The organism is Actinomyces weissii, assembly GCF_016598775.1.
GTDB lineage: Bacteria > Actinomycetota > Actinomycetes > Actinomycetales > Actinomycetaceae > Actinomyces > Actinomyces weissii.
This window is the reverse complement of the sequence record NZ_CP066802.1, coordinates 367,391-386,605: the sequence shown is the minus strand read 5'-3', so window position 1 is coordinate 386,605 and position 19,215 is coordinate 367,391. Positions and strand designations below refer to the sequence as shown.

Here is a 19,215-nt window from a genome sequence, read left to right as displayed (position 1 = left end):
CGCGTCGCACCCCGCTGCCCCTGACTCGCTCCTGCCCTGGGCCGGGTCAGGCCGGGCAGCAGGGGAACGTGGTGGCCGCGCCAGGCCCCAGCGCCAGTGCCACGCACCAGGCCCCGGCACCAGGTCCTCGCGCCAGCCTCCGCACCCGGTCCGCTCAGGCCAGGGGCTCCAGGTCCACCCAGGTGCCCGCGTGGTCGGAGAGCAGGAAGCTGCGGGTACCCCAGCCCACGGCCCGCAGCACCCCGGGGGCGGCGGCTGGCAGGCCGTCAGGCCCGGTGGGCCAGGGGTCGGTGAGGAAGTGGTCGATCCGGTGGTCCGGGCTGCCTGCCGGGTAGGTGTGCCCGGTGCCGACCAGCCGGGCCAGCCCCAGGGCCGCCACCTGGTGCTCGCGCAGGTTCAGGTCCCCGGCCAGCAGGTGGGCGCCGGGCAGACCGGCCAGGGCCCGCCAGGCCTCCGCGAGCTGGCGGCGGGCGGTGTCGGTATTGGTGGCCAGGTGGGTCACCCCGACCGTGACCTGCTGGTCCGCGCCGTCGCCGGTACGGATGGTGGCGGCCAGCATGACCCGGGCGGAGGCGGTCCACAGCCGGTAGCTGCGGGGGTCCCAGGCAGGGCCGCGCCGGGTCCAGGAGGGGGCCCCGCGCCCGAGCCGCTGCACGCGCCAGGCCTCCACCGGGTGGCGGCTGATGATGGCGTTGCCGAATCCCTGCAGGGGCAGGTCCACGGCGGCCCGCAGGGGGCCGAGCGGCTCGTCACCGGGGTCGCGCAGGGCGCTGCCGCGGGGGCGACGGCGCAGCCCGGCCACCGGCCCGGCCCAGGCGGCTGCGAAGCGGTGGTGGCTCATGCCCAGCAGCCCGGCCAGTACCGTGGTCTGGTCCAGCCCGGCCGAGCGGCGCTGGTGGTGGTCCACCTCCTGGAGGACCACGACGTCGGGGGCCAGCTCGCTGACCTGCTCAGCCAGGGCCTCCAGGGCCGCCTGGGCGGTGGGCGGGTGGGCGACGTCCTGCCCGGCCAGGGCCTGGTGGGGCAGCGCCGTGGCCTGCGCGGCCCCGGCCCCGATGGCCCCGTGCTGGAGGTTGAGGCTGAGGACGCGCAGCATCAGTCCTCCTGGTCGGTCTGGTCCGCGTCAAAGCTGAGGCTGATGGAGTTCATGCAGTAGCGCTGCCCGGTGGGGGTGTGCGGGGCGTCGTCGAAGACGTGGCCCAGGTGGCTGTCGCAGCGGGCGCAGCGGACCTCGGTGCGCACCATGCCGTGGCTGGTGTCCCGCAGCAGGGTGACGGCCTCGGAGTCGGAGGGGTCGTAGAAGGAGGGCCAGCCGCAGTGGGAGTCGAACTTGGTGGTGGAGCGGAACAGCTCGGCCCCGCAGGCCCGGCAGCGGTAGACGCCCTCCCGCTTCTCGTCCAGGAGCCTGCCGGTGAAGGCCCGCTCGGTGCCGGCCTCGCGCAGCACGTGGAACTCCATCGGGGTCAGGCGCTCACGCCACTGGGCGTCGCTGAGGGTGGTGGGGTCCACGCCCTCCCCGGCCGCGCCGCCGGGGCGGCTGGCGGCGGCGTGGGCGTCGTCGTCAGCGGTGGCGGGGCTGGTGCCCAGGCCGCTGAGGAGCTGGCGGATACCGTCAAGGGCGTTGCGGGAGGTCTGCTTGCTCATGCCCCCAGTGTGTCACCTGCTCGCCTGAGTCCACCTTACAGCGACCGCCGTCACAGGGGTCTAGCCCCCGGCAGACCGGCAGCCGCGCCCCCGCTGGCGGCCTCCAGGGCCGCGCGGGCGTCCACGCCCGGGTCGGCCTCCACCACCACCCGGGTGCGGGGCAGGGCCTCCGGCACCTCCATCTGCAGCCAGGTGAGCAGGTGCTCGCGCACGTAGCACTGCAGGTCGAAGACGCTGCTGGTGTCCCGCCCGGAGAGCACGATCCGCACGGTCACCACCCCGGCGACGGCGTCGGTGACCTGCAGGCTGGCCTCGCGCCCGTCCCAGCCGGGGGCCTGCGCCACCACCCGCTCCAGCTCGGCGCGCAGGCGCTCCACGGGCACCCGGAAGTCCAGCTGCATGCTGACAGTGCCGGTGAGCTGGGTGCCACGGCGGGAGAGGTTGGAGAAGGGGTTGGTGGTGAAGTGGCTGGAGGGGTAGATCACGCGCCGGTCGTCCCAGATGCGCACCACCACGTAGGTCAGGGTGATCTCCTCCACGGTGCCCTGGTCCAGGTCAGCCTTGACCACGTCACCCACCCGGATCGCGTCGGTGGCGGCCAGCTGCAGGCCCGCGAACACGTTGCCCAGGGTGGACTGGGCGGCCAGGCCCGCGATCACGGAGACCAGACCGGCGGAGGCCAGCAGGGAGCCCATGGCCAGGCGGGCGCTGGGGAAGACCATGGCCGCCCCCGCCAGGCCGCACACGACTATCACCACCTGGATCACGCGGCGCAGCACCTGGGCCTGGGTCTTGATGCGGTTGGCCCGGCGCAGGTCGCCGTCGTCCTCCACGGCGGTGACGATGCTGGCCTCCACGGCCTTTACCAGGGCGACGACGACGCCCGCCCCGGCCAGCACCACGCCCGCCAGCAGGAGGCGGGAGACCAGGGCCACCCAGTCGGGCGCCAGGTGGTCCAGGTAGGCGTACTGCAGGCCCAGCCAGGCGCCGGTGAGCGCCCCACCCAGGTAGAGGGTGCTGCGGGAGTACTTGCGGAACTCTGCCAGCAGGGCGCGGCGGCGGCCCAGGACGGACAGCACCAGGGCCAGGGCCGCGGCGGCGGCCAGGCCGAGCAGCGCCCCGGCCCCGACGCGCCAGGCCACGTACAGGAGGCTGAGGCCTGCCTGCACCACCACCTCCGCAGCCTCCTCCACCGGTCCGGGACTGGGCGTGGGGGTAGGCGTGGCGACGTGCAGCATGCCCACAGGTTAGGGCCTGGAGACACCGGGCAGTGCCGTTGGACCAGCCGTGGGAGCAGGGGGCTGGCTGGCAGCCCTCCACCTAGGGCGGCTCCATGACCGGACCGGCCGTGGGAGCAGGGGCACTGAAGCCGCCCTCGGCTCAGCCGTGCGGGTACGGGCCGTGCTCCTGGTCAGGACCGGGCCGGGACTGAGCCCCCAACCAAGTACACGTTTGCCGTACTACGCCAGCCGTAGTACGCTTGGCGTAAGACATTCGGCAGGAAGGAGCCCCGATGATCAGCGCAGACGCCATACGCGGGTACATCGACCTGATCGTCCTGTCCTTGCTGCAGCACCACCCCTCCTACGCCTACGAGCTGGCCAAGACCATCTCAGAGGTCTCCGGGGAGGCCTACAGCATCAAGCAGACCACCCTCTACACCGCCCTCAAGCGGCTGGAGGCAGCCGGGCTGACCGAGTCCTTCGCGGACGTCTCCGGCTCCGGCAAGCCCCGCACCTACTACCGCCTCACCCCCCAGGGATCCGCCCACCTGAGCGACAAGCTCGCCGAGTGGGAGGACACCAAGAACCTCGTTGACCGTTTTGCCTTCCCCCAGAAAGGACGCTCCTGATGGACGCCATCGACACCTTCCTGCAAGCCATGTTCGCCCCCTACCCCACCAGCCCACGCATGACGGAGGCCAAGGCGGAGCTGCGCGCCATGATGGAGGACGCCTACGCCGACGCCCTGAGCTCCGGCAAGACCCACAACGAGGCCGTGGGCCAGGTCATCACCGACTTCGGCAACCTGGAGGAACTAGCCCCCGTGCTCGGCATCCTGCCGGAGATCCGGGGCGCCCAGGCCGACGGCGGCCCCAGCCCCCTCCAGGGCAGCACCCCCACCCAGGCAGGCATGACAGGTGCGGCAGGCGCCCTAGCCGTGGACGGCTACCCCGTCGTCACCCTGCCCGAGGCCCAGCAGCTGGCCGAGGCCCGCCGCCGCACCGGCAGGCTCCTGGGTCAAGGCGTGGCCCTGTGCGTCCTGGCCGCCATCCCCCTGGCCCTGTCAGACTCCGTCTCCCTGCTGGGGCTGCCCCTGAGCGAGGACCAGGCCGTGACGTTAGGGGCCACCTTGACCCTGGTAATCGTGGCCTGGGCGGTGTCCCTGCTGATCCGCCGCAACCAGGCCTTCGCGGGAGTGCGGCACCTCCTCCAGGGGCGCTTCACGCAGGACCCGATCGTCTCCGCCTGGGCTGCGCGGCTGCGGGTGGAGCACGAGGGGCCCCGCTCGCGGGCGCTCACGATCGCAGTGAGCCTGTGGATCGTCTCGGCCGTGCCCGCGATGGGCACCGGCATCCTCTCCGACGGTAAGGACACCGACTACAGTGGCCTGGGCTTCGCCTTGACCCTGATGCTGGTGGCCCTGGGCCTGCTGGTGCTGCTGCCCCATACCTGGGCCTCCTCCACCCACAGCACCCTCACCGAGGAGGGGCGGCGCCCTGGCGGGGGATCAAGCGGCAAGGCCAACAGCCTCATCGGCGTCGTGGCGGCCGTCTACTGGCCCCTGGTCACCGCAGGCTACCTGTGCTGGTCCTTCCTGACAGACGCCTGGGACCGCAGCTGGGTCGTCTGGCCGGTGGCCGGGCTGGCCTTCGGGGCCTTGTCTGCTGGCATCGGCGCCTGGGAGGAGTACCGCAACAAGCACCCCCGGTCCTGAGGTGCACCGACCAGGGGCGCTCTGGGCTGGTCCTGACTACACACAGACCAAGCACCCTCCGGACTGGTCCTGAGGTCACACCCCGGGCCTTCCCGGCCCACCAGCCGGACGCTGAAAGGCCTCTGGGAGGAACTCCTCCCAGAGGCCTGGCCGTGGCTCCGACCGGCGTCGATCCGGTGACCTTTCGATTTTCAGTCGAACGCTCTACCAACTGAGCTACAGAGCCTCGGAACAACCAACCCGGACAGCTCCACGAAGCTGACCAGGCCGGGATCCGCGACCTTGACGGGACTTGAACCCGCGACCTCCGCCGTGACAGGGCGGCGCGCTAACCAACTGCGCCACAAGGCCTTGTAAGCAGGCGAGACTCTACCGGACCTACGACCCCAGTCCAAGCCGGAGGTACGTCACAGCCCAGTCCCGGAGCCCCGCCCAGGCGTCAGCCTGTCACTGGCGGAGGGACAGAAACCCTCACGCCGACCGCTGCCCCCTCAACTACCGCGGAACCAAGCCAAAAACCTCCTGGTCTCCGCACCAGAAGACCGCTCTAATCCTCCACCAGTGACAAAACACCCCCACCCCGACACCAAAAGCCCCACTCACCGGGCGTGCGGCCAACCCGCCGACACCCCACCCGGCAGGCCGCGGGACAGCCGGATGCACCCACCCAGGCGTCAGCCTGTCACTGGCGGAGGGACAGAAACCCTCACGCCGACCGCTGACCCCTCAACTACCGCGGAACCAAGCCAAAAACCTCCTGGTCTCCGCACCAGAAGACCGCTCTAATCCTCCACCAGTGACAAAATGCGGCCCGCCCCAGAGACGCGACGAGGGCCCGTCACCTTTTGGGTGACGGGCCCTCCGTCGTGGCTCCGACCGGCGTCGATCCGGTGACCTTTCGATTTTCAGTCGAACGCTCTACCAACTGAGCTACAGAGCCTCGGAACAACCAACCCGGACAGCTCCGCGAAGCTGACCGGGCCGGGATCCGCGACCTTGACGGGACTTGAACCCGCGACCTCCGCCGTGACAGGGCGGCGCGCTAACCAACTGCGCCACAAGGCCTTGAGCGGCATAATGCCGGGAATCACTTGCACGATCCGTACCCCCAACGGGATTCGAACCCGTGCTACCGCCGTGAAAGGGCGGGGTCCTGGGCCGCTAGACGATGGGGGCCCATTAGGCCTTGGCGTCGTCGCGCCTCGAACCGGGAAGAACACTATGGGCCCCCAGCCGGACACGCAAATCCGTTAGGCGTGAGCCTGCTCACCACCCCAGCGTATCCCCTGTGCCCCCGCACGCTCCCCCACGGCCCCGTGCCAGGCTGGCCCCATGACCCCACCGGTGCACCTCACGGAGGAGGAGCTCGACGCCGCCGTCGAGGCCGCCCTGGACCTCCTGCCGGAAGAGCTGACCCAGGCCATGGACAACGTGGCCCTGATGATCCAGGACGAGCCCGACCCCGAGCAGCTCACCGACCAGGACTACGACGAGGACGGCCTGCCCACCCTGCTGGGCCTGTACGAGGGCACGCCCCTCACCGAGCGGGACGAGTCCTGGAACCTGGTACTGCCCGACCAGGTCACGGTCTTCGTGGGGCCGCTGTCCCGCTGGTGCCGCAACCGCGAGGAGCTGGTGCACGAGATCGCCGTGACCGTGATCCACGAGCTGGCCCACCACTTCGGGATCGACGACGCCCGCCTGCACGAGCTCGGCTGGGACTAGCCCCACCTCCGGGCTGGCAGTCCAGGCATCTGCGGCAGCCCAGGTACTCCAGGCCACCTGCCCCCCAGTTCCCGTCCACAGGGGCCTCTCGTCGGTGGTGGGCAGGCCGCTGGCCTAGACGGCTCCCGGCCCCTCCCTCAGGGCTCCCTCAGGGAGTAAACCCATACAGGGGCTAACAAGCTGGTGAGACAATAGCCGCATGGATCATTTGAGCCCAGAAGCAGTACCAGCGTCCCGCCCCCAGGGGCTGCGGGCGCACACCCCCGCCGCCGACGCCGTCGTCACCGCACAGGCCCTGACCAAGGTCTACGGGCGCGGGGACAATGCCGTAAAGGCCCTGGACCAGGTGGACGTGAGCCTGGGGCGGGGGCGTTTCACCGCGATCATGGGCCCCTCCGGCTCCGGCAAGTCCACGCTCATGCACTGCCTGGCCGGGCTGGAGCGGGCCACCAGCGGCACCATCGACCTGGACGGCGAGCTGGTCTCCTCCATGAGCCAGCGCCGCCTGACCCGCCTACGGCGCGAGCGCATCGGCTTCGTGTTCCAGGCATTCAACCTGGTGCCCTCCCTCAGTGCCGAGGAGAACATCACCCTGCCGCTGGACATCGCCCACCGCAAGGTGGACCGCGCGCACTTCAACCGGGTGGTGGACGCCGTCGGCCTGCGCGACCGCCTGACCCACCGGCCTGCTGAGCTCTCTGGCGGGCAGGTGCAGCGCGTGGCCTGCGCCCGGGCCCTGGTAGGCCGCCCCGCCGTCGTCTTCGCCGACGAGCCCACCGGCAACCTCGACTCCCAGGCCACCCGCCAGGTGCTCACGATCCTGCGCGAGAGCGTGGACGAGATGGGCCAGTCCGTCGTGATGGTCACCCACGAGCCAGAGGCCGCCGCCTGGGCGGACACGGTGCTGTTCCTGCGGGACGGCAAGGTCGTGGCCCAGATGGACGACCCCGACCAGGAGCGGGTGCTGGACGCCCTGCGTGAGCTCGCCCAGCCCCTGGACCCCGCCTCTGAGCAGCCGCTGGCGTCAGAGACCAGGAGCCAGTCATGACCCGGGTGGCCTGGCGCTCGCTGCGCACCCACCTGGGCAAGTTCCTGCTGACCACCCTGGCGGTGGTCCTGGGGGTCACCTTCCTGTCGGGGACCCTGGCCCTGCGCAACGTCCTGTCCGACACCTTCTCCGCGCTGACCGCCTCCACGCTCACCGCCGACCTCTACGTCTCCGGCGCCCCGATCACGCAGAACGCCGCCAACGGGGGCTGGGCGCGCGAGCCCGTGGAGATGGCCGCCAGCGAGCAGCTGGAGCAGGTGCCCGGCGTCGACTCGGTGCACGCCTTCTCGCCCCTGCAGCTGGTACTCGTGGGCAAGGACCAGGCGCCGGTCGGCACCCTGGGAGCACCGTCCATGGGGGTGCCGATCTACGACGACGAACGCGGCCTGGAGATCGTCAAAGGCACCCGGCCCCGCGGCCAGGGGCAGATCTCCCTGGACTCCGACACCGCCCGCCGCTCCGGCCTGACCGTCGGGGACCGCACGCATATCGTGGTCCTGGGAACGCCGATGGAGGTGGAGGTCGTCGGTGAGTTCAGCTACGGCACCTCCCTGGCGGGGGCCGTGATCGTGGGCCTGGACCCCCAGTGGATGCTGCCGCTGATCGCCCCGGACGGGCGGGTCCAGTCCCTGGAGCTTTACCTGAGCGAGGGGGCGGACGCCGCCCAGGTCAAGCAGGCGGTCTCCGCCGCCATGCCCGCGGGGACCCAGGTGCGCACCCGCGCCGAGGAGCTCAAGGAGCAGAACTCCCAGATCGAGGAGATCCTCGGCTACGTGCAGACCTTCCTGCTGGTCTTCGTGGTGCTGGCCATGTTCGTGGGGTCCTTCATCATCATGAACACCTTCGCCATGAGCGTGCGCCAGCGGCAGAAGGAGTTCGCGCTGCTGCGGGCCGTGGGCGCCTCCACCTTCTCGGTGTTCCTCACGGTGCTGCTGCAGGCCCTGGTGGTGGGCCTGGTGGGCTCGGCCCTGGGAGTGCTGGCCGGGGCCGGGCTGACCCGGCTGCTGGTGGCGCTGCTGGCGGCCGGGGGCATGGAGCTGCCGGGCGGCGTGCCGATGACCTCACAGATCGCGATCACCTCCGTGGCGGTGGGGATGCTGGTGACGGTGGTCGGTGCCCTGCTGCCCGCCCGGGACGCCGCCCTGACCGCCCCGGTGGAGGCCATGCGCCAGGTCTCCGGGGCCAAGGACAAGCCGCTGGTGCTGCGCACCGTGATCGGCCTGCTGCTGACGGCGGCCGGGCTGGCGGGGGTGCTGGCCGCCTGGCACGCCACCGGCCTGGCCAACCGGGGCGCGGTGCTAGGGGCGGGGGCTGGAGCCCTGCTGCTGGGCGTGCTGGTGGTCTCCCCCGTCCTGTCCCGCCCGGTAGTGACTGCGCTGGGGCTGCCCCTGCGGGTGCTGCGCCCGGGCGGACGCCTGGGGGCCCGCAACCTAGTGGCCGCCCCGCGCCGGACCGCGGCGACCTCCGCGGCCCTGGTGATCGGGGTGGCACTGGTCAGCGCGGGCGCCACGGTCACCGCCTCCATGAAGGAGTCCGTGCGCGACGTCATCAACGACTCCATGCACGCCGAGCTGCTGGTGCGGGCCTTCACCGTGAACCAGCTCCAGGCGCTGCCCAAGGAGTACAAGGAGAAGATCAGCCAGATCGACGGCGTGGCCGAGACCTCTGGCTTCCACGTGAGCATGGTGTCGGTGGCCGGGCCGGGCCAGGAGCCCGGAACCTCCCTGGTCGCCGCCGTGGACGCCCCCTCCTACCTGCGGGCCTGGGACCCGGTCATGGTCTCCGGGTCCCTGGAGTGCCTTGACGACTCCCACGTGGTGGCATTTAAGACCACCGGGTTCAAGGAGGGCGACTCCGTGACCGTAAAGGGCCCCACCGGCTCGGTGCAGGCCACCGTGTGCGGCGTATCGGACGCCAAGGGGGTAGGAGCCTCCCTGTACATGAACGCGGGCCTGGCCGCCCAGGTGGGGGACCTGATGGGCGCGCCCGCTGCGAGCGCCCAGGAGCTGCTGGACAACCCCCACGGCCTGCTGCTGACCCTGGAGCCGGGCACGGACCTGGAGAAGGTGCGTGAGCAGGTCAAGGACGTGGTGGCGCCCTCCTACGTGTTCCAGGTGCTGGACCAGGAGCGGATCTCGGACCAGGCGGGCCAGCAGGCCAACCAGATGCTGGCCGTGCTCTACGCGCTGCTGGGGCTGTCGATCGCCATCGCGGTGCTGGGGATCGTGAACACCCTGGTGCTGAGCGTGTCGGAGCGCACCCGGGAGATCGGGCTGATGCGGGCCGTGGGCCTGGGCCGCTCCCAGCTGGCCGGGGTGATCGTGACCGAGTCCGTGCTGACCGCCGTGTACGGCACGGTCCTGGGGGCGGGCACTGGGCTGTTGCTGGCGGCGGCGCTACGCTCATACCTGGCTGACCAGGGGCTCACCGCTCTGGTGATCCCCTGGGGTCAGCTGGTGGGCATGGTCGTTACCGCCGTGGTGGTGGGTGTGCTCGCCTCCTTGTGGCCCGCCCTGAGGGCCACGCGCCTGCCCGTGCTGGAGGCCATCGCCTCCGAGTAGGGGCAGGGTCCCTGACGCCGAGCGAGGAACGAGGTCCTCATGCGCCCTGACATGACCCCCCGCACGCCTTCGCGCCGGAGCCTGCTGGCACTGTCCCTGAGTGCCGCAGGGCTGGCCGCGTGCGGACGCGCTGCTTCTGGCGGGGCGGCGGGTGCCAGCGCCACATCCGCCCCGCCTGTCTCTCCGACGGCGGCCCCACCAGCCTCGGCCACCAGCCTGGCAGCCCCCACGGGTGAGCCCAGCGCGACGGCGACGGCGTCGCCCACCACCACCGCGGCGCCGTCGCTGGAGGGCTGGAGCCTGGAGCAGAAGGTGGGCCAGCTGCTGATGGTGGGCACGGAGGCCACCGCCGCCTCCGGCACCGTGGTCTCCGCTATCACCGAGCTGCACGTGGGCGGGGTGTTCCTGTCGGGCCGCTCGGAGGCGGGGGTGGCCGCGACCCGCGCCGTCGTCGACTCCCTGACGGCCCTGGTGGGGCCGCAGCCCACCCGGACGCCCCTGCTGGTCGCCACCGACCAGGAGGGGGGCGCCGTGCAGGTGCTGCGCGGCCCGGGCTTCAGCCAGCTGCCGGAAGCCACCGCGCAAGGGGAGCAGGGTGCGGGGCTACAGGAGTCGGCCCTGGGCTGGGCGCAGGAGCTGGCCGCGGCCGGGGTGAATATGAACCTGGCCCCGGTGGCTGACCTGGTGGACCTGGCCGACCCGGGCGTCAACGCGCCGATCGGGGCCTTTGGGCGCGAGTACGGCCACAGCCTGGAGACGGTACGCCAGGGGGTGGAGGCATTCGCCGCCGGGATGGAGCAGGCGGGGGTGGTGCCTACCCTGAAGCACTTCCCCGGACTGGGACGGGTGGCGCAGAACACCGACGTGTCCGCCGGGGTCACGGACAGCGTGACCGGCCCGGAGGACCCGGCGGTGGCGCTGTTCGCGGAGCTGGCCAAGGCGGGCAGCAGACGCACGGTGATGATGTCCTCGGCCTACTACACGCTGCTGGACGCCACCCAGCCTGCGGTCTTCTCCGCACGGGTGGTCACCGAGCTGCTGCGCGGCAGGCTGGGCTTCAACGGGGTGGTCATTACGGACGACCTGTCGGCGGCGGCCCAGCTGGCGGCCTGGTCGCCTGGGGCGCGGGCGGTGGCGGCGGTGCGGGCGGGCTGCGACATCGTGCTGGCCTCGGGGGCGCCCTGGCAGGCCAGTGAGATGGCGGCGGCCCTGCTGGCTGAGGCGCAGGCCGACGCTGGCTTCGCCGCCCAGGTGGACGCCGCCGCAGCCCGCGTACTCGCCCTGAAGTCCCACCTCCCCTAACACCCCCCTTTCTTACCGCGAGACCGGGACATCGGTACCGCGAGACCGGGACATATGGCTCACGAGACCGGTTAGGTGAACCTAATCCGGCGGTTTCAGGGGGTGGGTGCGAGGGGCTTGCCGTGGGTGCTCGCTGCTACCCGTCAAGCTTCTCTGCTGGTGCGGCCCGAGTCTCGGTCAACGCTGGGCTGCGCCCGTCCACCCGCCCCGTTCCCCACGCAGGGCGGCCTCAAAGGTGCACCAGGCACTGTTCGCGGCGACCCGTGACCCCGCTCCCCACGCGGGTGCGGCCACCCCCGACACCGTCGGACACCGCCCACCTGCTCGCCCAGCCGGGACATTGCCCGTAGAGTTCCTCCTGTGGCGCAGCGGAACCCCCAGCGCTTGTGAGAGCCTATTTCCTGGTCCCCGTGCGCTACCAACGCATCTCCCAAGAAAGCCGAGATCGTGTCACACCAAAACACCACTCCTCCTAACGCCCAGCCCTCGCTAGGCGAGCTGGTTGCCCGCATCTCTGAGAACGTCTCGAGCCTGGTCCGCGGCGAGATCGACCTGGCCAAGGCCAAGGCCAGGCTCATGGGCACCCAGATGGGCCTGGGGGCGGGTCTGCTCGCTGGCGCAGGCGTCCTGTCCCTATACGGCCTGGGTTTCCTGCTCGACGCCGCCGCCCGCGGCCTGGGCGAGCTCATGCCCTTGTGGGCCGGCAAGCTGGTCGTCGCCCTGGTGCTGTTCCTGGTCGCCGCCGTGCTGGCCCTGGTGGGCGCCAAGAAGCTCAAGCAGGTCAAGCACTCCGTCCCCGCCCCCCAGGAGGGCCTCAAGCAGAGCGCCGAGACACTGAAGTCCTCCCTGATCACCGGTTTCCAGAAGGCCCAGAACCATGAGTGACGCCGCAGCCGCCCCCGCCCCGTCCCTGGCGGACCTGGAGTCCCGCCTGACCAAGCAGCGCGAGGCCCTGGCCCGCGACCTGGAGATGCTTGGCTTCCGCCTGGCCCCGGAGTCGCTCAAGCAGCAGGCCCGCCAGCAGGTCTCCAGCTCCCTGGCCTCCATGCGCTCGCGCGCCTTCGGCTTCCTGAAGCCTGACTTCTCCCAGTCCCCGCTGCAGCTCCTGCGCAGCCGCTTGCCCCAGGGCGACGACGACGCCCAGGAGGCCTGCGCTATAGGCGGCTGCTGCGCCGTCGGCCAGCGCGTAGGCCAGGCCTGGTCGCAGCTGAGTACGCAGGTCAAGGGGATGCTGGGCAGGCAGGAGCCTGAGCCCGCCGCCTACGGCCTGTACGCGGAGGCCGCCGAGTCCACCGGCGCCGAGGCTCCCGCCCCCGCCTGCAAGGACCTGCCCACCCGCCTGCGCCACCTGCTGGACGACGCGAGCGACGGCGACCCCACCGCCTTGGCTATCACCACCGGCGTGGTCCTGTGCCTGGCCGGGGTGAGCACGGTGGCCCTGGTGAAGGCGGTGCGCCGGTGACTCCCAGCGTCCCTGAGGCCAGCGCCGCCGAGATCGAGGCGCGGTTGCAGGCCTCACGGGAGGCCCTGGCGGCCGACGTAGACGCCCTGGCGGCCCGTTTCAGCCCCAAGGGCCAGGCCCGTCAGGCAGGTCGCCGGCTGCGCCAGCGGGCCCAGGGGGCGCTCAGCCCGCTGCTGCAGCACACCGAGGCTGGCCTGCGCAGTGCGGCCGGTGCGGTACGCCAGGCGCAGGCGGGCGACGCCGATGCGCGGCGCCTGCTGGGCGCGGTGGCCGGCTCCGCCACGGTGCTGCTGGCGGCTTTGGCTATCGGCTCACGTGTAGCCCGGGACTGAGGGCCCGCAGAGACGGGGCCAGGGGCTGTGGGTGGTCGGGACCACCTGCGCCGCGCCCCTTACGAATGGCCTTGCCGCACTGTGACGATGTACGGTAGCGCCACGACACATTTGCCCATGAGATGCGCGCCCTGCGCGCCCAGAGACGTTGGAGGGGGTCGAGCCTATGGGGCGCGGCCGTCAGAAGGCCAAGGCGACCAAGGTCGCACGTAAGCTCAAGTACTTCACCCCGGACACGGATTACGCGGCGCTGGAGCGTGAGCTCTCAGCGTCTGCGCCCAGTTCCGGTGACGAGATCGACTATGAGGAGCTGGCCGCTAAGTACGACGTCGCTGACGACGACTGGGATGAGGATGATCGGGCGCAGGCCTGATCCTCTCGTCTGGTAACGGCTGAAGGGCCGTGGGTTCTGCCGAGCCCACGGCCCTTTCGCGCGCCTGGCTGCGCGTACGGGCACGAGCCCCGCCCCCGGGCCTGACATCCGCCGCGCGGGCCTGCCCCAGGCGACGCCGACAGGCTTCCTGAGCGCAGGAGCTGCCGTACAGCCTTGCCAGGAGGGCTGCGGTGGCGCACACTAGAAGCACTAGACCGACGGTCGGTCGGCTAGTTGGCGGGAGAGTACCCACCGGCAGCCGCCGCCTTGCCCCTCCCGCCCGACCCACCCACTGGCCACCCCCCACCAGAGCCACCAGCCACCTTCACCCCAGGAGCAGCCATGAGCACCACCACCTTGAGCGCCTCGGCCCGCCGTCAGCAGATCCTGGACGCCGCCCAGCAGCTGTTCCTGACCAAGGGCTACGAGACCGCCACCGTGGAGGACGTCCTGGCCGCCGTCGGTATCGCCAAAGGCACCCTGTACCACCACTTCCGCTCCAAGGAGGCGATCCTGGAGGCCATCGTGGCCCGCACCTGCGAGCAGGTCGCCCAGCGTGCCCTCCAGGCGGCGCAAGCCACCAAGGACGCCCACCTGCCCGCCCCCCAGAGGCTCATGGCAGTCCTGGCTGCCGCCCGGGCCGACCAGGAGGACATCGACCTCTCCCACCAGCTCCAGGCCACCGGCAACCTGCGCTTCCACCTGATGTCCATGACCCAGACCTTCCGCAGCCTCCACCCGGTCCTCACGCAGGTGGTGGCCGACGGCGTCGCCGCCGGTGAGCTCAGCAGCACCGACCCGGCCGGGGACGTGGAGGTCGTACTCGCCGCAGGCCTTACCCTCCTGGAGGGCGGTGTCTTCTCCCCCGCCGACCTGGACGAGCCCGCGCAGGAGGTAGCGGCCCGCCGCCAGGCCACCCTGGTCCGTACGGCTGCCACCCTCCTGGGCACGGACCCCAGCGCCCTCACCACCCCTGCCCCTCTGCCCTCCCCCACTGGGCCACAGCCCTAGAGGCCCCGCCATGAACCGCCTGCTAGTCCTGGTGCTGGGGTCCTTCACCACCTCGCTGGGCTCCGGCATGACCGCCTTCGCCCTGGCCGCCTGGGCCTACGCCACGCAGGGCACCGCCTCCGCCGTGGCCCTGGTACAGCTGTGCGCCTTCACCCCGATCGTCCTGCTGGGACCGCTGGCTGGCGCCCTGGCCGACCGCCACGACCGACGCACCATGATGCTGCTGGGCGACGGCGGCTCCGCCTTCGGCCTGCTGCTGGTGCTGGCGGCCCTCTCCCGCCCCAGCACGCCCCTGGCGCTGGTGCTCGTGGGCGTGACTGCCTCCTCCTGCCTGGCGGCCCTGACCGAGCCCGCCCTGCGCGCCTCCGTGAACGACCTGGTGCCCGCGGAGCAGTACGCCAAGGCCTCCAGCCTGCTGCAGCTGGCCTCCGCCTCCAAGTTCCTGCTGGCCCCGGTGCTGGCTGGGGCGGTGCTGGTGCGCTCGGGCACCGCCACCGTCCTGTGGCTGGACGTGGCCAGCGTGCTGGTGACCTTGGCCTGCACCCTGTACGTGCGCCGTCGCACCACCTCGGGCACCTCACCTACCGCCGGGCAGGGTGACAGCCTGCTGGCCCAGCTGCGGGACGCCGCCAGCACCTTGGCCCGTACCCCGCAGGTGCGGCGGGCTATCACCCTGGCCAGCCTGCTCACGGTGGTGCTCGGCAGCCTGCAGGTGCTGCTGCCGGTAGTGATGCTGGCCCGCTACGACGTCGACGCGGTGGGCACCACCCAGTCGCTGGCCGCCACCGGGCTGCTGGCAGGGGCCCTGGTGGTAGGGGCGCTGCCCCGGCCCGTGCCCTGGCGGCTGCTGACCGCCGGGACCGCCATCCTGTCCCTGGGACTGCTGCTGCTGCCCCTGGCGGGGAACCTGGCTGGTATCGGTGCCTGCTGCTTCCTGGTATTCGGGGCACTGGCAGCCTGCCAGACCGGTGCGGACCTGGTGGTGCGCACGCGCGTCGGTGACGAGCAGCAGGGGCGGGCCTGGGGGCTGATCGGCCTGGTCTCCCAGCTGGGCTACCTGGTGGCCTACGCGGTGGCTGGACCCCTGGCGGACAGGGGCTTTGAGCCCCTGCTACGGGAGGCGGGCCCCCTGGCCCCCACCCTGGGACCCCTGGTGGGGGTCGGTGCGGGCCGGGGCACGGCGCTGCTGCTGGCGACGACGGGGCTGGCCTGCCTCTCGCTCCTGCCCCTGGCGGCCTCCCCGCTGCTGCGCGGGGTGGTCGTGACCAGCCAGCGGCAGAGCGTCAGCCAGCCGGACCCACCCAGCCAGCCAGGAGCCGCCGACCGGCCGGAAGGCACCGGACAGCCACCTGCCGCTACCCGGCAGCGCGGCGCCAGCAAGCCGAGAACCACCACCCGGCAGCGCGCCGTCGTCGTCCAGCAGACCACCCCCGGGGGCTCTGGGACCTGGCCCGGCCCGAGGGCACAGGCTCCTGCGCAGCACCCTGAGCCGGAAGGGGCTGGGTGACCGTGGGGGCCGTGCTGCTGCGCCTGCTGCGCGCCGACCTGCGCCGCTCCCGGACCGTCAGCCTGGTGCTGGTGGTGCTGGTGGCCGTGTCCACCACGCTCGTAGCCACCGGCGCCGCCCTGGTGGCCCGCACCTACGCCGCCACCAACAGCTTCTGGCAGCAGGCCCTGCCCCCGGACCTGGTACAGATGCACGCCGGACCGCTCACCACGGCACAGGTCGAGGACATCCAGGCCTGGGCCGCCTCCCAGCCGCAGGTGGTGGACGCGCAGGTGCTCACCACCCTGCCGGTGCCCGGCCAGCAGCTGTGGATCGACGGCGTCTCCCAGGCCGGCTCCGTACTGGAGCCCGCCCTGGTGGTTGCCCCTGAGCGTTTCGACCTGCTGGTGGACGCCGCCGGGCAGCCAGTACACCCGGCCCCCGGGGAGGTCTGGCTGCCGGTGCACTACCAGGCGCAGGGCAGCACCCAGGCTGGCGGTGCGGTGCACGTCACCGCCGCCGGACAGGTGCTGGAGCTGCGGGTGGCAGGCTTCGTGCGCGACGCCCAGATGAACCCCTCCCTGGTCACCTCCAAGCGCCTGGTGGTCAACGCCGCCGACTTTGAGCGGCTGCGCCCCCACCTGGCGCCCGAGCAGCTGGTGGAGCTGCGCACCGCCCCGGGGGCAGGCACCGCCCAGGTCATGGACTCCTACCGGCAGGCGGGCCTACCCGCCAACGGCATCAGCGTGGACGCCACGGTGTTCAAGCTCATGAACGGCCTGAGCACCTACCTGCTGGCGGCGGCGCTGCTGCTGGTGGCTGGGGTGCTGTCCGGCGCAATGCTGCTGGCGCTGCGCTTCGCCCTGCTGACGGCGCTGGAGGGGGACCTGGCGGAGATCGCCACCCTCAAGGCCATAGGGGCCCCGGCTGCGGGCACGCGCAGGCTCTACGGCACCAAGTACACGGCCCTGTCCCTGGTGGGGGCCGGGGTGGGGCTGGCGACGGCCTTCCCGCTGACGGCGGTGCTGCAGCAGCCCGTGGTGCTGTACCTGGGGCGCCCCAGCGGGCTGCTGCCGGTGGTGGTCGCCCCGGTGCTGGGGGCGAGCGCGGTGGCGCTGCTGGTGCTGGCCACCAGCAGCCGGGTGCTCAGGCGGCTGGGCCGCCTGGGGGCGGTGGAGATGCTGCGGGCGGCGGCCACCGGGACCACCGCCCAGCACCGGCGTCGTCGCCTGCTGACGCGGCTGTTGGGGTGGCAACGGCCTCTGCTGGCGGCCCTGCCCCGGCGGCGGCACGCGAGCCTGCTGCGCTCGCCACTGGGGGTGCCGGGATTCCTGGGCCTGCGGGGGGCCTTCCACGGCTCGTCCTTGCTGCTGCTGGGCGTGGTGGCCCTGGCGGTGGCGGCGGTGAGCCTGCCGGCCGGGGTGCTGGCCACCATGGAGTCGCCGTCCTTCACCACCTACCTGGGGGCGGGGCGCTGCGACCTGCGGGTGGACGTGCCCGCCGGGGCCGCGAGCGCCACCCAGGTGGAGGAGCTGCTGGCGGGGCGCGCCGACGTCGCCCGGCACACCCTGCTGGTCTCGGAGCGCCACGGGATGCGGGCGCCGGGTGGCCGGTGGGGCAGCGTGCTGGTGCAGTCGGGGGACCATGAGGCCTTCCCCCTGGCCTACGAGCTGGGTCGGGCGCCACGCACGGAGCAGGAGGTGTCCCTGTCCCACAACCAGGCCCAGGAGCTGGCCGTGACCGTGGGAGGCAGCGTGGAGCTGGACGACGGTGCAGGCGTGCGGCTGCTGACGGTCACCGGCGTCTACCAGGACATCACCTTCGGCGGGAAGACCGCCAAGGCGCGGCTGCCGGGGAGCGAGGCGCCCTTGTGGCAGGTCATCTACGTGGACCTGGTGGAGCCGGGGCGGGCGGAGGCGGTGGTCGCAGACCTGGGAACCGAGCTGCCCGGGGTGAAGGTCAGCAGCGTGGAGCAGTTCACCTCCCAAACCCTGGGGGCGACCTCCAGCCAGCTGCGCACGGTGGTGCGGGTGGCGGCGGTGGGCGGCAGCCTGCTGACCCTGGTGGTCACCGCCTTGGCGGTGGTGCTGCTGGTGACCCGGGAGCGGGGGCAGGTGGCGCTGCTGCGGGCCCTGGGGGCCAGCCTGGCGCAGGTGCGGCGGCAGTACCTGGTGCGTTTCCTGCTGCCGACGGCGCTGGGGCTGGTGTCGGGGGCGGTGGGCGCGCAGCTGCTGGGGCAGCCGCTGCTGCGGGTGGTGCTGGGGGCCTTCGGGGCGCCGGGGGTGCGCCTGAGCTCGGATCCTTTGACCTCTTGGGTGCTGCTGCCGGGGCTGGTCCTGGCGGCGGTGTCCGGCGCCCTGGTCCTGGGCCTGCGCCCGCTGGCTGGGGTGGCACTGGTGGAGCAGGAGTGAGTGATGCTTGAGGCGAGCGCGTTGACCAAGGAGTACCCGGGGCACGGGCGGGTGCTGCAAGGCATTGACCTGGTGGTGCCGGACGGGCAGTTCCTGGCGGTGATGGGCCCCTCGGGGTCGGGCAAGTCCACGCTGCTGCACCTGCTGTCCGGGCTGGACCAGCCGACGTCGGGGCGGGTGCTGCTGGACGGGCAGGACCTCACGCGCCTGGCGGAGAAGGAGCTGGCGGCGCTGCGGCTGGGGCGTCTGGGCTTCGTGTTCCAGCAGCCGCGCCTGCTGGCCACCTTGAGCCTGCGGGACAATGTGGTGCTGCCGGCCCTGCTGGCGGGCCGGGAGCCGCGGGCGGTGGTGGCAGCCCGGGCGGAGGAGCTGCTGGAGGAGATGGGGGTGGCGGCGGTAGCGGACCACCTGCCCTCACAGGTCTCCGGAGGGCAGCTGCAGCGGGCCAGCCTGTGCCGGGCACTGGTCAACGGGGCACGGCTGATTATGGGCGATGAGCCCACGGGGGCCTTGAACCGGGCGGCGGCGGCCCAGGTGCTGGGGCTGCTGGGGCGGGTGCACGCCCAGGGGTGCAGCATCGTGCTGGTCACGCACGACCCGCAGGTGGCGGCCTGCGCCGACCGGGTGCTGGCCCTGGTCGACGGGGCGGTGGCCGGTGACCTGGACCTGCGCGAGTACGGGCCGACGCCGGGCGCGGGCGCAGGGCCGGAACCGGGGGCGGCATCCGCGCATCAGGGCCCGGAGGCGCTGGTGCAGGCGAAGGCACCGGTTCCTGACGCTGCCGCGGCACAGTCCGCGCGGCAGGAAGCGGGGCGGGCGGGGCCACGGCTTCAGGGCCGGGCAGGGCAGGAGGCGCAGGCGACCCGGCTGGCGCAGGTCACCAGCCTGATGACGGGGCTAGGCGTCTAGTCCGGGGCCGTGTG

Annotated in this window: 17 protein-coding genes and 5 tRNA genes; 14 read left to right on the top strand and 8 right to left on the bottom strand. The window is 72.3% G+C overall.

The window, feature by feature from the left end:
* Positions 1-154 precede the first annotated feature (154 nt).
* From JG540_RS01615 to JG540_RS01605, 3 genes are read right to left on the bottom strand one after another with little or no spacing between them, the layout of a single operon-like run.
* Positions 155-1,096 carry an endonuclease/exonuclease/phosphatase family protein gene (locus JG540_RS01615; RefSeq protein ID WP_200276344.1) on the bottom strand — a complete coding sequence of 314 codons (942 nt, stop codon included), beginning with the start codon at positions 1,094-1,096 and terminating at the stop codon, positions 155-157.
* Positions 1,096-1,644 (bottom strand): peptide-methionine (R)-S-oxide reductase MsrB, encoded by a 549-nt coding sequence (msrB, locus tag JG540_RS01610; RefSeq protein ID WP_200276343.1) that lies wholly within the window; start codon positions 1,642-1,644, stop codon positions 1,096-1,098. Before msrB ends, JG540_RS01615 begins: the two co-directional genes overlap by 1 nt.
* 50 nt (positions 1,645-1,694) lie before the next feature.
* Positions 1,695-2,882: a mechanosensitive ion channel family protein gene (locus JG540_RS01605; RefSeq protein WP_200276342.1), complete on the bottom strand. Its 1,188-nt coding sequence runs from the start codon at positions 2,880-2,882 to the stop codon at positions 1,695-1,697.
* Between the two features lie 275 nt (positions 2,883-3,157).
* Between JG540_RS01605 and JG540_RS01600 the strand changes: the two genes are divergently transcribed.
* Both JG540_RS01600 and JG540_RS01590 read left to right on the top strand, forming a co-directional pair.
* Positions 3,158-3,496, top strand: coding sequence for a PadR family transcriptional regulator (locus JG540_RS01600; RefSeq protein ID WP_200276341.1), 339 nt, complete (start codon positions 3,158-3,160; stop codon positions 3,494-3,496).
* Positions 3,496-4,581 (top strand): permease prefix domain 1-containing protein, encoded by a 1,086-nt coding sequence (locus JG540_RS01590; RefSeq protein ID WP_234042853.1) that lies wholly within the window; start codon positions 3,496-3,498, stop codon positions 4,579-4,581. The genes JG540_RS01600 and JG540_RS01590 overlap by 1 nt, the downstream gene beginning before the upstream one ends.
* A gap of 153 nt (positions 4,582-4,734) precedes the next feature.
* Here JG540_RS01590 and JG540_RS01585 read toward each other — a convergent pair.
* The 5 genes from JG540_RS01585 to JG540_RS01565 form a co-directional block, all read right to left on the bottom strand.
* A tRNA-Phe gene (locus tag JG540_RS01585) sits at positions 4,735-4,807 on the bottom strand.
* Between the two features lie 51 nt (positions 4,808-4,858).
* Positions 4,859-4,932: transfer RNA gene (locus tag JG540_RS01580), tRNA-Asp, on the bottom strand.
* Between the two features lie 516 nt (positions 4,933-5,448).
* Positions 5,449-5,521 (bottom strand) — tRNA-Phe (locus JG540_RS01575).
* 51 nt (positions 5,522-5,572) lie between these two features.
* A tRNA-Asp gene (locus JG540_RS01570) sits at positions 5,573-5,646 on the bottom strand.
* A 38-nt stretch (positions 5,647-5,684) separates the two neighbouring features.
* Positions 5,685-5,757 (bottom strand) — tRNA-Glu (locus JG540_RS01565).
* A 156-nt stretch (positions 5,758-5,913) separates the two neighbouring features.
* On the opposite strand from JG540_RS01565, the gene JG540_RS01560 reads away from it, so the two are divergent.
* From JG540_RS01560 to JG540_RS01505, 12 genes are all read left to right on the top strand, one after another.
* A complete protein-coding gene (locus JG540_RS01560) occupies positions 5,914-6,306 on the top strand; it encodes a metallopeptidase family protein (protein WP_200276339.1) in 393 nt (130 codons plus the stop codon).
* Positions 6,307-6,505: 199 nt separating this feature from the next.
* The gene (locus JG540_RS01555) at positions 6,506-7,354 is read left to right on the top strand and encodes an ABC transporter ATP-binding protein (protein ID WP_200276338.1); all 849 of its coding nucleotides are present in this window, start codon (positions 6,506-6,508) and stop codon (positions 7,352-7,354) included.
* The gene (locus JG540_RS01550; protein ID WP_200276337.1) at positions 7,351-9,915 is read left to right on the top strand and encodes an ABC transporter permease; all 2,565 of its coding nucleotides are present in this window, start codon (positions 7,351-7,353) and stop codon (positions 9,913-9,915) included. The genes JG540_RS01555 and JG540_RS01550 overlap by 4 nt, the downstream gene beginning before the upstream one ends.
* Before the next feature lie 39 nt (positions 9,916-9,954).
* Positions 9,955-11,217, top strand: coding sequence for a glycoside hydrolase family 3 N-terminal domain-containing protein (locus JG540_RS01545; protein ID WP_234042852.1), 1,263 nt, complete (start codon positions 9,955-9,957; stop codon positions 11,215-11,217).
* A gap of 447 nt (positions 11,218-11,664) precedes the next feature.
* Complete coding sequence (locus tag JG540_RS01540; protein ID WP_234042851.1) at positions 11,665-12,102, top strand: phage holin family protein; 438 nt, start codon at positions 11,665-11,667, stop codon at positions 12,100-12,102.
* Entirely contained in the window at positions 12,095-12,679 is a 585-nt protein-coding gene (locus JG540_RS01535; protein WP_200276336.1) for a hypothetical protein, read from the top strand. Before JG540_RS01540 ends, JG540_RS01535 begins: the two co-directional genes overlap by 8 nt.
* Positions 12,676-13,011 carry a DUF3618 domain-containing protein gene (locus JG540_RS01530; RefSeq protein WP_234042850.1) on the top strand — a complete coding sequence of 112 codons (336 nt, stop codon included), beginning with the start codon at positions 12,676-12,678 and terminating at the stop codon, positions 13,009-13,011. The genes JG540_RS01535 and JG540_RS01530 overlap by 4 nt, the downstream gene beginning before the upstream one ends.
* A 166-nt stretch (positions 13,012-13,177) precedes the next feature.
* Positions 13,178-13,384 carry a DUF3073 domain-containing protein gene (locus tag JG540_RS01525; RefSeq protein ID WP_200276332.1) on the top strand — a complete coding sequence of 69 codons (207 nt, stop codon included), beginning with the start codon at positions 13,178-13,180 and terminating at the stop codon, positions 13,382-13,384.
* A gap of 342 nt (positions 13,385-13,726) precedes the next feature.
* Complete coding sequence (locus JG540_RS01520; protein ID WP_200276330.1) at positions 13,727-14,395, top strand: TetR/AcrR family transcriptional regulator; 669 nt, start codon at positions 13,727-13,729, stop codon at positions 14,393-14,395.
* A gap of 10 nt (positions 14,396-14,405) precedes the next feature.
* Positions 14,406-15,902, top strand: coding sequence for an MFS transporter (locus tag JG540_RS01515; RefSeq protein WP_200276328.1), 1,497 nt, complete (start codon positions 14,406-14,408; stop codon positions 15,900-15,902).
* Positions 15,899-18,292, top strand: a complete 2,394-nt coding sequence (locus JG540_RS01510) for an ABC transporter permease (RefSeq protein WP_200276326.1) — start codon at positions 15,899-15,901, stop codon at positions 18,290-18,292. Before JG540_RS01515 ends, JG540_RS01510 begins: the two co-directional genes overlap by 4 nt.
* A 3-nt stretch (positions 18,293-18,295) precedes the next feature.
* Complete coding sequence (locus JG540_RS01505) at positions 18,296-19,201, top strand: ABC transporter ATP-binding protein (protein ID WP_200276324.1); 906 nt, start codon at positions 18,296-18,298, stop codon at positions 19,199-19,201.
* The last annotated feature ends 14 nt before the right edge of the window (positions 19,202-19,215 follow it).